The 690-nt window shown below is 50.9% G+C and carries 7 tRNA genes; all 7 read left to right on the top strand.

Annotated features, from left to right (window positions below):
- The first annotated feature begins 1 nt into the window (after position 1).
- Positions 2 to 74: transfer RNA gene (locus tag NMM17_RS09595), tRNA-Asp, on the top strand.
- Between the two features lie 24 nt (positions 75 to 98).
- Positions 99 to 171, top strand: a tRNA-Lys gene (locus NMM17_RS09590).
- Between the two features lie 5 nt (positions 172 to 176).
- Positions 177 to 258: transfer RNA gene (locus NMM17_RS09585), tRNA-Leu, on the top strand.
- A gap of 18 nt (positions 259 to 276) precedes the next feature.
- A tRNA-Thr gene (locus tag NMM17_RS09580) sits at positions 277 to 349 on the top strand.
- Positions 350 to 371: 22 nt separating this feature from the next.
- Positions 372 to 443: transfer RNA gene (locus NMM17_RS09575), tRNA-Gly, on the top strand.
- A gap of 7 nt (positions 444 to 450) precedes the next feature.
- A tRNA-Leu gene (locus tag NMM17_RS09570) sits at positions 451 to 536 on the top strand.
- An 11-nt stretch (positions 537 to 547) separates the two neighbouring features.
- A tRNA-Arg gene (locus NMM17_RS09565) sits at positions 548 to 621 on the top strand.
- Positions 622 to 690: the final 69 nt, after the last annotated feature.

The following is a 690-nucleotide window of genomic DNA, read 5'->3' as shown; positions in this document are numbered from 1 at the left end:
AGGTCCCGTAGTGTAGCGGTTATCACGTCGCCCTGTCACGGCGAAGATCGCGGGTTCGATTCCCGTCGGGACCGTTTAAGGTAACGCAAGTTATTTTAGACTCGTTAGCTCAGTTGGTAGAGCAATTGACTTTTAATCAATGGGTCACTGGTTCGAGCCCAGTACGGGTCATATATGCGGGTTTGGCGGAATTGGCAGACGCACCAGATTTAGGATCTGGCGCTTAACGGCGTGGGGGTTCAAGTCCCTTAACCCGCATTAAGATATAATAAATGAGCCGGCTTAGCTCAGTTGGTAGAGCATCTGATTTGTAATCAGAGGGTCGCGTGTTCAAGTCATGTAGCCGGCATTTTTAGATAGAAGAAAACAGTGCGAACGTAGTTCAGTGGTAGAACACCACCTTGCCAAGGTGGGGGTCGCGGGTTCGAATCCCGTCGTTCGCTTAGAGAGGCCGGGGTGGCGGAACTGGCAGACGCACAGGACTTAAAATCCTGCGATTGGTAACGATCGTACCGGTTCGATTCCGGTCCTCGGCATAAACTAATGAGCACCCTTAGCTCAACTGGATAGAGTACCTGACTACGAATCAGGCGGTTAGAGGTTCGACTCCTCTAGGGTGCATTTTTCTATTTAACTCGGGAAGTAGCTCAGCTTGGTAGAGTACTTGGTTTGGGACCAAGGTGTCGCAGG

The organism is Streptococcus sp. CF7_Ac1-12 (genome assembly GCF_024295905.1).
Lineage (GTDB): Bacteria > Bacillota > Bacilli > Lactobacillales > Streptococcaceae > Streptococcus > Streptococcus mitis_AP.
This window is presented reverse-complemented; position numbering and strand designations above follow the sequence as displayed.